The organism is Candidatus Woesearchaeota archaeon (genome assembly GCA_016188115.1).
Taxonomy (GTDB): domain Archaea; phylum Nanobdellota; class Nanobdellia; order Woesearchaeales; family GW2011-AR9; genus JACPIK01.
In genome coordinates, this window is sequence record JACPIK010000002.1 from 911,673 (window position 1) to 923,460 (window position 11,788).

The window sequence follows — 11,788 nt, forward strand, 5'->3', positions numbered from 1 at the left end:
ACAAAAGAAAAGAAAGTTTAAAAGGCTTTTCGTGCTCACATCAACTATGTCTCATTTTTCGATCATTACAATTATTGCTTTTAGTACCCCTGCGTATATCATTCCTAACAAGAGGGATTCATAATGTGGGTTGCCAAATTCAAAATCAAACATGACACCTGCTGGATAACTCCAAAGACAGCAAAATACAATGTTTCAACATTTGGTATCCCATTAAGTTCATACACTAAGAACGGCAAGAAGTATCATACAGGAGTAGACTTTCTGCAAGGCAGCGAACAAGAAAAAAAGAAACTTATCGCCGCCATCAAAAAAGATAAACATGTCAAAAAAATCGATATTCGCGGCGACCAAATCTTCGTACTCATTGAAGGCAACGACTTCATCACAAACCATTATGACCCTGCCCTCTTCTTTGTCAATCCTGTCTTTACCAGTAAAGGCTATGAATATTGGGAATTAGGATCTTGGGAACGTGATCGTCTTCTTACATTTTACAACAAAATCAAAACGGAAATGAAAGTAGAATTACTCAAACTCCAAAACGAAACCCCACAACTCTTCATCCATCAAGCACTTCCCTCTCTAACACCAAAACAAAAAGCAGTATTCATGCTCGCCCGAGATTCAGGATATTATCACCATCCACGTAAAATTTCTGTAGAGGAACTCGCAAAACGTAACAAAATTCCACGCAGCACCTTCCAAGAACATCTACGCAAAGCAGAGAGTAAAATCATGGAAATGGTAGGAAATGGAATTGGTCTCTAATTCAGCATATGCCGGCAGTAATAAAATATAAACTCACTCCACTCAAAATAACATCATGTCAACTACAAAGCTATTTTGGACAGACCCTTACCAAACTCATTGCACTGCAACCGTAACCGCAATCAACGATAACAAAGTCAAACTTAATCAAACTATCTTCTATGCATTCTCTGGAGGACAACTTTCTGACGAAGGAACTATTGGTGGCCTCAAAGTTCTTGAAGCCGTCAAACAAGGTGACAAAGAAGATATTGTAGATATTGAATACACGCTAGAACATCCCCCAACATTTAACGTAGGAGACAAAGTAGAAGTCAAAATTGATCCCATTCGCCGTGAAAAACTACGTCGCCTCCACTCCGCCGCACACGTTGTCTATTACATCGTTGTCGAAAAACTAGGACAAGTAAAGATCAATGGCTCCGAAGTCCAAGTTGAAAAAGCTCGTATGGATTTTGGCTACGATACCCCCATTACTGATCTTCTCCCGCAAATCGAAGAAGCGGCCAATAAATTCATCCAAGAAAACCACCACATCCAACGCTACGTCGACCCACATAAACCCGATCTTTGGTGGTGGGAAATCAAAGAAAAAAGCTGGAAAATGCCCTGCGGTGGCACGCATGTCAAAAACACCAGTGAGATCGGTCTACTCAAACTTGTCAGAGTCAACAAAGGCAAAGGTCGAGAGAGAATTGAAATGTATTTGACAGAATAGAAAACAAAAAATTAAATCAAGATCAAATCTATCTACATCCCATCCATTTCACTTGACGGTCCACGTCGAGTCATCTTCGCTGCCTGCGCATTCATAATCACATCATCGATACGCAAAATCATCTCCGCAACCTGTGTCGCAGATGATAATGCCTGTGTCTTCACCTTCAACGGTTCCAAAACACCAGCAGCCCACGCATCCATGACTTCACCAGTAAAAATATTCACGCCAGCCCAAATCATACCCTGTTCATGAGCAGCACGTAAAGCAGCAAGAACATCAATAGGATCAAGCCCAGCATTCTCGGCAAGAGTTCGAGGAATCACTTCAAGTGCCTGGGCATACGCTTCTACCGCAAGTTGTTCGCGACCTTGTAACGTACGCGCAAAACCTCGCAATGAACAAGATAATTCCATCTCCATTGAACCTGCTCCAGCAATCACAAACCCGTCACGTAATGCAGCAGAAAGATCGCCTAACGCATCTTCTACAGCACGTTTGATCTCATCAGCAACATGACTCGTTCCCCCTCGAACAAGCAGCGTCACGGTTTTAGGGTCAGGACATTCTTCTACAAAAAGTATCTCTTCATTTGCAATCTTTTCTTGGCGTACACAACCTGCGCTTCCTAGATCCGCAGGACTCAACTCTTTCCAACTACTCACGATGTGACCACCCGTAGCTCGTGCCAATCGTTCCATATCACTTTTAGTAACTCGTCTAACGGCCAGAATTCCTCGTTTCGCAAAAAAGTGCTGCACTAAATCATCAACACCACGTTGACATAAAACGACATTCGCACCACTTTGTGCAATCACATTTACCATCTCTCGCAACAAATGCTCTTCACGATCAAGAAATGCATGCAATTGGGTAGGATCATTGATTTGAATTTTCGCATCAATTTCAGTATTTTTTATCTCAAGTGGACAATCCAGCAATGCCACTCGCGCAATATCAACACGACGCGGCATAGAACTATGGGCTCTCTCTTTATCTAAAACAACCCCTCTCACTAATGAACTCGCAAGCGGACTCTCTCCCGTCATTTTTTCAATCTTGATACTCTCAATAATATCCGTATTATCAACAGCAGAACTCGCCACATGATTGACTGCTTCAAGTAAAAGATTCGCTAAATGATCTCGATGTGCTTCGGCGCCTTTGCCCGTCATGGCAGTACACACGATGCTATGTAAAACATCATGATGTTGCAACGTTACTGGTTTAGCATGAGATCGTAATAACGTCTGCGCAAACCCCTCTGCCGCACGATACCCCTTTGCAATAATCGTTGGATGAATATTTTGATCTAGTAACTCCTCAGCTTTACGTAACAACTCTCCTGCAATCACCGCAACCGTGGTAGTCCCGTCGCCCACTACTTGCTCTTGTGTTTTAGCAACTTCAACCACCATACGCGCAGCTGGATGTTCCACATTCATCTCACGCAGAATCGTTACACCATCATTAGTAACAGTAACATCACCGCTCGCATCGACAATCATCTTATCCATCCCTTTTGGACCTAATGTTGTACGCACAGCATCAGCAACAGCTTTTGCTGCCGCAATGTTATTACGTTGCGCATCACGTCCTGCAGATCGTTTTGTATCTTCTGGAAGAATAAATATTGGTTGAATTGGCTGTGTCATAATTGTAAAACCCCACCTAGATGAACAGGGCTACAAAGTTTTTATAAAGATTATGTGGAAAAATGAGATGAATGGACAACCTAGTTACGACTGCACAATATGTTCCGGATAATAAGTACGTTGTTTCAAAATCCCCCCTTTATACTACTAATTTGGAAGGATGTGTGGCAATAGGACTCGGTGCTGGTACAACACTGGGCTTATGGCATTGTCATGCTGCTGATATTATAAAAAATACTGCCCATCTAGGACTTCAAGAATTCCTTCTAGAACTCGAAAAACAGAGCCATCTCTCAAGAAGATTTATGGTTGGATATGTAGTAGGTGGAGATTATGATCGATATGATGGAGCAAAACGTATCGCTTATTATCGTCACAATAACCTAATGTGCGAAATGGTAAGACGCCAGGGAGTAAATGTCAAAGAGAGAAAACATCCAGGAGCACTTATAGAACGAAGCCTCAAAAGCGCATTAATATATCATGAAAGTGATGAACTTCATCTCAGAACTTTGTTACATAGAAATGTTATTACTAATCCTGCAACTGCTCTTGCCAGATTGATAGAAACACACTAGTCCTTCAATTCCAAAACCCTACCACCCTAATACAACAATCTTTATTAAGCACTTCTGCCGCAAAACCTTTCAAAAAGAGGGTGAACGTATGACAACTATTACATTCTTAGGTACTGCAGGTACAAACGCTGCCGTAACCAAACAAGCTCGTGGATCGGGTGGCATTGTGATTCAATATGAAGAACTTCAATTTCATCTTGATCCTGGTCCTGGTTCAATTACTAAATGTAAAGAATACGGAATAAATCCCCACAATACTACTGCTATTTTAGTTTCAGATAATAACATCATTCATTGTAATGATATCAACATCATCATTGATGCTATGACCCATGGCGGAATTGAACGACACGGCCTAATTATGGGAAGTAAAACTGTTCTTCAAGGAACAGAAACAGGGTATCCTTTCATTACTAAATTTTATCAAAATCTTGTTGATAAAGTAATCCCTTTTGAAAAGAATCATCGAATCGGAATTGATGCTGTTGAAATCAGCGCAGTGCCATTGCAAAACCCAGATCCCAATTCTACTGGATTCAAATTTCACTTTCCCAATTTCACCATTGGTTATGTTGGTGACACTGCATTTACCAGTGAATTAAGTGAATCCTTACAAGGTTGCGATCTGTTGATTATCAATTGCCCATTTCCCGCTGACAAAGCGCAGGGTCCATCATTAGACCGAGATCGAGCTACAAAATTAGTTGCCCAAGTGCGACCTAAATTAGTAGTTTTGACCCATTTTAGCATTGATATGCTTAAAGCTGATCCTTTACAAGAAGCACGTCTTATTCAAAGCGCAACCGGAGTGCAAACCATTGCCGCAACCGATGGACTCAAGATTGCACCAGAAGGATTTAGAAGCTATAAAGCGCCAATCAAAGGCTTTGGTAATGATGTGCCAAGACCAGTTGTATAAAAATTATTTTTTTTCTGTATACTTTTTCTCACAAAAGATTTTAATCCATCTTTAGAGGAAAGTCCCCTCGTGAACCTGAAAGAAGTGCTAATTTGCCTCGTCGTGCAATTCCTCTTTCAAAAAAGTCAGCCACAGAATCATTAAGTGGATCCTGGCCCTTGCTCAATAAAGATAACCCCTCAACGACTCCTGAATCTATTGTAAGATGAGCATCAACAAACCAAGGTGGTAAATCTGGATCAATAAAAGCAAGAGTAGGCAAAGATATAGGTTTGTCAGAAACTAAACGTCGAGAAAGATTCTCAACAAGAAACTCAAAACCAGTAGAGTAATCAACAACTGCATTTTTCCAATTTTTATGCGCACTCAAAGTAAAACTATCAAAAAGCCATGCAGAGAGTCGATCTTCAAATGCATCCAGAGCATCAACTAAATAGCGAACCCTAGACGCCGAGCTCCCTCTTTTATTATCCCATAAATTTGAAGAAGTTAATGCGGTAAATATACCCTGTTCATCAACCTGCGCAGGTGTGAGATCTCGTATCTTTTGAGTATCAAAATCAAGAGGACTAAAGTACGCAGGATGTACAAATCGATCACGTCCCCAGAAATGGGAAGAATTACGGATCAACAAAGTGCCATTTTCAGGATGAGACACACGTAAATAGGAACGTCGATATTCAACTTCAACACCCCGATATTTAGCAATAAAACCAGTTCCTAACCAGTCTGTGGATGTACCTTTACTCTTATCTGAATCACGTAGTAAACGTTCCATTCCCACAACCTCAAGAAGAGAATAACTATCTCCAAAGCGCTGGGCCATAAAACGCCAGAGAGGAAAAGAAAAACTCATCACACCAGCTCTCTCGAGTGCATAAGCCACATCATCAATTTTTTCACCAAGCATCTCACCTAGATCATCATGTTGTGTAAGAGCCGATAACCACCGCTGTACTCGTTCTGGTTCATCATATCCTATGTGTAACAACGTCATAGCTTCGGCTTCATATGGAAATCTCTCACGAGACCAATGTGGACGATTTCGATCTAACTCCCCAAATAGTGTATCGGCAGTAATAGCATCTTTTTCATGAACTAAGTAAGGAACAAGACGGCTCATGGCATGATAATCAGAAAGCTCGCCGCGTATTTCACTAAGGGCTGTAGGAAGTAATTGAGAAATAGGATTAATAGTGCTCATGGTGAAGTTGTGTAAAGAGGATGAGGCGTAATTGCCTCTTGCAAAACAGCATGAGAAGGAACGTAAGGAATTTTTGCTTTGAATTCTTTTCCAGGTACAAAAATGTTATCAATAAAATTAACTGCGTCAACATACCAACCTTCTCTTTCCCTACCTTCTAAATCTATCTCACCAGCCCGTGCTGCAAGAACCGTTTCAACAGCATTCAAACGACCCATTAATCCAGGACGATGACATGTGCAACGAGGATCGCCAAGCCACCCTGCTGCGACAAGATTCTTAGGCATTTCAAGTTTTTCAACTAAATCCATCACTTCACTTTTCCATAATCCTACGACCGGTTGCATAACAGCAATTCTAGATGCGTTACTATAATCTCCTAATGTTTGCTCAGTACGTGTTCGAGATCCGACAACCCACAGATTATGTTGAATTCCATATGACCCAATTGCTGCCCACCGATATGTGTCTTCATCAAGAACAGTATTCTTAGGAAGATCTATAACCTCAACAGCCCCATACTGTCTAAACCAATCGGCAAATGCAAATTGTTCACCATAATGAATACCTTGTACCCACCCTTTCTCTTTCCCAGCAATCTGCGCAGCTCGAGAACAAATAAGATAGGTTAATCCTGAATCTGTGCCACTAAGACCTACAACCAAACCTGAAGAATCTTGGGCCGTTTGTACCACCCATGTTGCAAGAGATTCGAATGCTTTGTCTAAATCCAGAATGCGTGGTGTAATTGTTGCCATGATATCAAAACCAAATATGGGACGTATTTTATAAAAATTATTGAGTCCGAGTAAAAAATGAATACAGAACCCTCAAAATAGTGTATCAAAACTGAAACCGAATACTCATTAAAAAAATCAAATCAAAAGTTGAATCAGCCACACTACCCCTAATCCAACAAAACAACCAGCACCAATAAATGGCATCGCCGGATAAAACTTATTTTGTTTACCATACCACAGCAATAATCCTAACCCAACCAGAGCAAATACAGGAATAATTAAACTCTGCCACAACCCCATATCTTTGAGAATAACACCAGCAAAGAGCAATGGAAACGCAATATCTCCGCCACCTAAGATCGCAGTTCGTGATTCTTTTGGAGGGGGAAGAGGATTTTTTGCAGATTCATGTTTATTCTCTGCAACTTTAAGAGTAGAACGATTTTTCTCCGAATGATGTTTATCTCCATCAACATGTTTCGATTCACTTGATTTCTCTTTACCAAACCCATTCTTATTATCTTTACCATAAGGGATGAACAATCCCGCAAACACTTTCGCATTCGTAGTTTCTTGCGCGAGGGTTATCATATGCTTTGATTTCCACACCGCATACGCATCGTAGATACCAATTAAGATCAGTAAAATACTAACTGAAAAAAGATTAAGCAGAGGCACAAAAATTGCCGCAAGACCGCCATATAACAATAATTCTGTTGCGTTATGAACCCAAATATTAGGAAAAAATATTTTCCAAATACCCAGAATAAGCGCTAAGCCTAGAGCAATAAATGCTGGAAGAACAGAACCTAATGCGACAGTTAAGGATATCACAATAGACAGCAAGAACCATAGCTTCCAAACTTTTCTTAATTTATACTTCATCAAAATAAGTAAGAGTACAGTTCCCACCAAAATAGAGATCATAATCGGAACAAATGAAAAATCGCCTTTAATATCGTCTGGTCTCTCAAAAAGCGGGGTGGGATAAAAAGTCACTTCACCTTGAATTGCACTCTCGATTGGATCAATATACGTAACCAAAATGCCAATACCAATATATTGAGCACACAAAAAGAGCACGAGTAAAATCAAAGTAACGGGAATAGAATGTTTCATTACTAAAACAGAAAGAAGACTCTTTTAAAAGCGTTGTGATTAAGGTGCTTTAGCGTGCGTGCCAATAGAGATTCTCTGCCCTAATTTTCCCCCCATCCTAACTCTCCCCCACTAGGGGAAACTATTCCTTAATACCCCGCTCTTTCTTGAACAAAATTGGTGAACAAACATGGATTCAAACCCCGAAATATACATTAGTCAAATTGGTGATATGATGCTTTTTCCACAAGAGACAGAGATACCGTCTCAAACTGGACCTACAATGAAATATGCCCCCGCAGTCAGTCGAGACACTTTAACCCACTATGCTATGGCAGATTTTGGCAAAATGGCGCGAAATGATCCTCAACGCTTTGACCAAACTCTTGGAATCAAAGATGTGCGTGAAGTATATGTAACAAGTCTGCGTCACGTTGTTGAAAATGCGTATACCATCCTTCGACAGGGTGCGTCAACAAGTGAACTCGCAACAAGAGGATATGACACCGCAATGGATCTTATTGATCTTTTCCCTGTAAATTACGCAGTACGAGACAGCCAAAATCCACTACGAGCATCATTAGACCAAAGCCTCACTGCCTTTGCTCGTGCAAATCCAGACCAATTACAACACGCGCGAGCAACAATGATGGAATACGCCAATGTTGCACAGCGTTATGCGAACAGATTAGAACAAGGATTTGTATCATTACCCAAAATCTAATCGCAAACTCGTAGTTACGAAAAAAACGAGTCATCCACACGATATTCTTTTTTCTTTTCTTTTTGTGAAAATTCTGAGAATAACGGTACTTTAACAGGCAACGCAAATCGTGTAAATGTAGAGGTAACTAATGCTTCCCCTTTGTCTAACGAAGCTATCGTGCGAGTATCCTGACTAAGGTCCTGCGGTGCCGATTCAATAATCGCCTGACGTTCTGCACCCATCTCTAAACCAAGAATTATTTTGGTGTTCATATTTGCCAGAATACTTTTCGGGATTTCTGAAGGCAACTGCGTAATCGCCAGTAACCCAATCTTAAATTTACGTCCTTCGCGTGCAATACTCTCAAAAACATTCGAACCTTGTTCTAACACTTTCTTTCCTAATACTCGCGGTGCTTCTTCAAGAACAATAGAAATGACAGGTTTATCATCAAGACGACCTTCACGTTTATAGTATTTGTAGCGATCAAATAATTCACTCGCAATAATACTGCCAATCATAATTTCAAGTGATCCAGAAAAATAACTAGTATCAATAATCACTATTTTACCACGTTCCACTTCATTACATAATTCAGTAATCGTGTTCTCTCCTGCTATAGCATCAAAAACCCCGCGTGCTCGCAATTGACCATGATCTAATTCTAAATCAAGCAACGACACGAGTTTACGTTTAACAACTGCAATAGTGTCCTCATGAAATGCGACGCCCTCAATGCGTTTTTCCTCAAGAATGCATTTGATCCACTCGTCACCAAACCGTTTATGATACGCATACAAACACTGTCGTTGTGGTTCAGAAAGAGCAATCGCCCCACTAAAATGTTCTGGTTTAAGTTTACTTAAATTTAATTTAAGCGTGCGTGTGCCAACCGGCGGACTATACGGAGTATAATAGACTACATGTTGTTTAGAAGGATGATCTTTAAGACCCAATCCTGTACGGCCATAATATTCATCATGCGGATCAAGCACCACCATTCCCGCATATTCTTTACCAACAACATCCCACAATAAACACGACATCAAATTACTTTTCCCTTTACCTGTGCTTGCTGCAATCAGCATATGATGTGACAACACGTCTTTACCTGCAAGAGCAACAGAAAAATCTAACGCCTGACTACCGCTGCGTAAAGACCCTAAAAACAGAGGAGACTGCGGACGGGTAATAAAAGATAAATCATCTTTGACAATATTTCGCACTGAAGAAAAGAAGGGAGGAAGCATTTTACACAACGCAGCAGAAGAAATAGATCCTTTTGATTCAATAACTAACAGGGGTTTAAGTGATGCTACCTGATAATTTCGTAACGCTGGATCAAGAAGGGAAAATTGTTCCTCTTCTAAATTCATTCCTGCAACCATTTCAAGATTTTGTTGGGAAATTTGGCTGCCATACGAAAGATCATATACTTGCAAGATAAACTTCTTGCCTTCATGTTCAATGACACACAACTCCCCTAATTCAACCCTCTCGCCTGCTTTAACCCGCATCAAAATCGTTGAAAAGTTACCCCATACCACCTGCCCTTTAATCATAGCTATTTCCAGAGACGAATGGGTTTTTAATGATTTGGGTTGAGAAAGGATTACAATTCCAAACAAAAATCTTTATAAACAGACCCTATTTCTAAGCTCAATATGGAAGCAATTGTCATGCATTTTCGTCAAGGACGACATCATCAAAACACTCATCAAATGATTCTGCATATTGCACAATCAGCTGACGAAGCAAAACGCGTTGTAGGAAAACAAGTCGTGTGGACCTCACCCGCTGGCAAAGAGCTCAAAGGCACCATTTCCGCCCTTCACGGTCGCAATGGCAATGTTCGAGCTATTTTTGCAGAAGCTGGTTTACCTGGTCAAGCTCTCGGTCAGAAAGTTAAAATTTTATAATTTTTTAAATACTTTTTTCAACTAGATTCTAAATCTTATTTTTGGTTTTTCCCCTACACAAATTTACTCAATAAGAATATTCTCCCTAATTCCAGAAAAATTAAGAGATTTACTACAAACTTACTTACGTGTAAAATCTTGTATCTTATCAAAAAAAGCATGAATTCCTGCACGTGCTTTATTGATATGATCCCGAAGCACTTTAAGTTGGGCAGAAATCTCATCTGGTGTTCCTTCTATTTTATGATGATGAATATGATCCAAAAAATAAACACGTACTGCTTCAAGTTCCGCAAGCATATGTGATAACTCTGCTCGATCTTGCGGATGCGCATGAAATTTACTTGGCATGGTACGCATTTGACGCCACGCTTGATCAAAATCATGGAGAAATTGCTTAAAATGAGTTTGGAGCTGTTGCTTATGATGACCTTGATTATCCTGTGCAACTAAATGAAGCATCTGCAACGCCTCATCCATACTCTTCTGAGCATTAACTAAATGCCCCAACACTCCTGCTGCCTCGTGAGTTTTATGTTTCTTATGTTTCTCATGTTCTTCATGTTTTTTATGCTCAGCATGCTCTTTTTCATGACGTTCATGTTCTTCATGCACTTGATGCTCAGCATGTTCTTTTGCATGCTTTTTCTTCTCACTTTGTGTTTCAAACCACTTCGCTACCCCTTCCTGTCGTTTTGCAAGCTCAGCATCACGTGTTGCTTTGTCAGGACCTTCCACAACAAAGAGTTTGAGAATATACCAAATAATCGCAATAACCACAATTGCTTCCGAATAATAAATAAATTCAGCTAAAGATCCAACTAAAGGTGACGCAAATGCAACCCCTGTTGAAGGCGATCCCAGTAATACATTTGCCATCGCAGTTAAAATCCATAATAACAAGAAACACAACACTATTTTCATAAACACCGTGCCGCGTGTCTCATCTTTCTTATCAGCAGGATATTTCCACGCCAACATAAACAAACCCACAATCGGAGCGCCAACCAGTAAAAATGCAATGGCTGTTGTCCAACCCGTTCCTGCAGCCAAAACAACTGGATCTGGCATAAAATACATACTAATAATAGTTAATGCAAGTGAAATTAACGTCGCATGACTTCTGCTAAAAAACATCATCGGCGCTTTGCCATCTTTACCACCTAGACCCGTGATAACTGCAAAGAAAAGGATAAACGTGACTAAGCCAAACAAAATGCGTGTAAACCAAATCAGCGTATTGCCGGTCAAACCTAACGCCGTAGGGTTGCCTACCATCAAAATTTTTTGACCAATACCACTTAAAATTCCCGACATCCCAGAACCGGTAGATGTTGGCGATGTTGGAGCTGGTAACTGCGCCATAACAAAAGGCACTGCTAGCATCAGAATAAGTACAAATACAACCCAGCCTCTTTTCATGAGAACAAAGGAAGAAAAATGAGTATATAAGATTTCCTAAATTTAACAGATGAGTTCA

General features: G+C 40.4%; 12 protein-coding genes. 6 read left to right on the forward strand and 6 right to left on the reverse strand.

Features of this window, described 5'->3' with window-relative positions:
• Positions 1 to 123: 123 nt before the first annotated feature.
• Together HYV86_04835 and HYV86_04840 are read left to right on the forward strand one after the other, a co-directional pair.
• Positions 124 to 771: a helix-turn-helix domain-containing protein gene (locus HYV86_04835; protein MBI2573158.1), complete on the forward strand. Its 648-nt coding sequence runs from the start codon at positions 124 to 126 to the stop codon at positions 769 to 771.
• A 55-nt stretch (positions 772 to 826) separates the two neighbouring features.
• The gene (locus HYV86_04840) at positions 827 to 1,489 is read left to right on the forward strand and encodes an alanyl-tRNA editing protein (GenBank protein ID MBI2573159.1); all 663 of its coding nucleotides are present in this window, start codon (positions 827 to 829) and stop codon (positions 1,487 to 1,489) included.
• A 32-nt stretch (positions 1,490 to 1,521) separates the two neighbouring features.
• Here the strand turns inward: HYV86_04840 and HYV86_04845 are convergent, their stop codons facing one another.
• A complete protein-coding gene (locus tag HYV86_04845; GenBank protein MBI2573160.1) occupies positions 1,522 to 3,144 on the reverse strand; it encodes a TCP-1/cpn60 chaperonin family protein in 1,623 nt (540 codons plus the stop codon).
• Between the two features lie 71 nt (positions 3,145 to 3,215).
• Here HYV86_04845 and HYV86_04850 point away from each other — a divergent pair, with 71 nt between their 5' ends.
• On the forward strand, positions 3,216 to 3,722 hold the full coding sequence (locus HYV86_04850) for a hypothetical protein (GenBank protein ID MBI2573161.1): 507 nt from the start codon (positions 3,216 to 3,218) through the stop codon (positions 3,720 to 3,722).
• An 88-nt stretch (positions 3,723 to 3,810) separates the two neighbouring features.
• Positions 3,811 to 4,641 carry an MBL fold metallo-hydrolase gene (locus tag HYV86_04855; protein MBI2573162.1) on the forward strand — a complete coding sequence of 277 codons (831 nt, stop codon included), beginning with the start codon at positions 3,811 to 3,813 and terminating at the stop codon, positions 4,639 to 4,641.
• Positions 4,642 to 4,681: 40 nt separating this feature from the next.
• Here the strand turns inward: HYV86_04855 and HYV86_04860 are convergent, their stop codons facing one another.
• The 3 genes from HYV86_04860 to HYV86_04870 form a co-directional block, all read right to left on the reverse strand.
• Entirely contained in the window at positions 4,682 to 5,845 is a 1,164-nt protein-coding gene (locus HYV86_04860) for a hypothetical protein (protein ID MBI2573163.1), read from the reverse strand.
• Positions 5,842 to 6,603 (reverse strand): hypothetical protein, encoded by a 762-nt coding sequence (locus HYV86_04865; protein ID MBI2573164.1) that lies wholly within the window; start codon positions 6,601 to 6,603, stop codon positions 5,842 to 5,844. Before HYV86_04865 ends, HYV86_04860 begins: the two co-directional genes overlap by 4 nt.
• Positions 6,604 to 6,720: 117 nt before the next feature.
• The gene (locus HYV86_04870) at positions 6,721 to 7,704 is read right to left on the reverse strand and encodes a hypothetical protein (GenBank protein MBI2573165.1); all 984 of its coding nucleotides are present in this window, start codon (positions 7,702 to 7,704) and stop codon (positions 6,721 to 6,723) included.
• 169 nt (positions 7,705 to 7,873) lie between these two features.
• Here HYV86_04870 and HYV86_04875 point away from each other — a divergent pair, with 169 nt between their 5' ends.
• Positions 7,874 to 8,407 (forward strand): hypothetical protein, encoded by a 534-nt coding sequence (locus tag HYV86_04875; GenBank protein MBI2573166.1) that lies wholly within the window; start codon positions 7,874 to 7,876, stop codon positions 8,405 to 8,407.
• Between the two features lie 14 nt (positions 8,408 to 8,421).
• Here the strand turns inward: HYV86_04875 and HYV86_04880 are convergent, their stop codons facing one another.
• Positions 8,422 to 9,948, reverse strand: a complete 1,527-nt coding sequence (locus tag HYV86_04880) for an ATP-binding protein (protein ID MBI2573167.1) — start codon at positions 9,946 to 9,948, stop codon at positions 8,422 to 8,424.
• A 105-nt stretch (positions 9,949 to 10,053) separates the two neighbouring features.
• On the opposite strand from HYV86_04880, the gene HYV86_04885 reads away from it, so the two are divergent.
• Positions 10,054 to 10,308, forward strand: coding sequence for a 50S ribosomal protein L35ae (locus HYV86_04885; protein MBI2573168.1), 255 nt, complete (start codon positions 10,054 to 10,056; stop codon positions 10,306 to 10,308).
• A 120-nt stretch (positions 10,309 to 10,428) separates the two neighbouring features.
• On the opposite strand, the gene HYV86_04890 is transcribed toward HYV86_04885, so the two are convergent.
• Positions 10,429 to 11,730 carry a hypothetical protein gene (locus tag HYV86_04890; GenBank protein ID MBI2573169.1) on the reverse strand — a complete coding sequence of 434 codons (1,302 nt, stop codon included), beginning with the start codon at positions 11,728 to 11,730 and terminating at the stop codon, positions 10,429 to 10,431.
• Positions 11,731 to 11,788: the final 58 nt, after the last annotated feature.

Excerpts from the sequence above, each read along its gene's own strand:
- HYV86_04835 (MBI2573158.1), top strand. The coding sequence starts at position 124 with ATGTGGGTTGCCAAATTCAAAATCAAACATGACACCTGCTGGATAACT.
- HYV86_04875 (MBI2573166.1), top strand. The coding sequence starts at position 7,874 with ATGGATTCAAACCCCGAAATATACATTAGTCAAATTGGTGATATGATG.
- HYV86_04890 (MBI2573169.1), bottom strand. The coding sequence starts at position 11,730 with ATGAAAAGAGGCTGGGTTGTATTTGTACTTATTCTGATGCTAGCAGTG.
- HYV86_04840 (MBI2573159.1), top strand. The coding sequence starts at position 827 with ATGTCAACTACAAAGCTATTTTGGACAGACCCTTACCAAACTCATTGC.
- HYV86_04860 (MBI2573163.1), bottom strand. The coding sequence starts at position 5,845 with ATGAGCACTATTAATCCTATTTCTCAATTACTTCCTACAGCCCTTAGT.
- HYV86_04885 (MBI2573168.1), top strand. The coding sequence starts at position 10,054 with ATGGAAGCAATTGTCATGCATTTTCGTCAAGGACGACATCATCAAAAC.
- HYV86_04865 (MBI2573164.1), bottom strand. The coding sequence starts at position 6,603 with ATGGCAACAATTACACCACGCATTCTGGATTTAGACAAAGCATTCGAA.
- HYV86_04845 (MBI2573160.1), bottom strand. The coding sequence starts at position 3,144 with ATGACACAGCCAATTCAACCAATATTTATTCTTCCAGAAGATACAAAA.
- HYV86_04850 (MBI2573161.1), top strand. The coding sequence starts at position 3,216 with ATGGACAACCTAGTTACGACTGCACAATATGTTCCGGATAATAAGTAC.
- HYV86_04855 (MBI2573162.1), top strand. The coding sequence starts at position 3,811 with ATGACAACTATTACATTCTTAGGTACTGCAGGTACAAACGCTGCCGTA.
- HYV86_04870 (MBI2573165.1), bottom strand. The coding sequence starts at position 7,704 with ATGAAACATTCTATTCCCGTTACTTTGATTTTACTCGTGCTCTTTTTG.